The organism is Liquorilactobacillus vini DSM 20605 (genome assembly GCF_000255495.1).
GTDB lineage: Bacteria > Bacillota > Bacilli > Lactobacillales > Lactobacillaceae > Liquorilactobacillus > Liquorilactobacillus vini.
In genome coordinates, this window is record NZ_AHYZ01000151.1 from 1 (window position 1) to 244 (window position 244).

Consider the following 244-nt stretch of genomic DNA (forward strand, 5'->3'; position numbering starts at 1 on the left):
CGCTTACTCGAAATAAAAGACTCAAATATCAATTTCTTTAAAGTTGAAGACCTTAGAACTGTTAGATCTGGCGTTATTTATCATTTCAAGGCGATCTATGCTCGCCTTAGTTATCAGCTTTCTCGTTGCCCTCACTGTGGTTTTGCATCGCTGATTAAAAATGGTACTACTTTGACAAAGCTCCGGTTGCCGACACTTAATGGCCCAATGATCTTGTTGTATCTGCGAAAACAACGTTATTTTT

General features: G+C 38.5%; 1 pseudogene. It reads left to right on the forward strand.

The features are described from left to right. A pseudogene (locus ON15_RS11655) lies at positions 1 to 244 on the forward strand (transposase family protein); the annotation flags it as partial.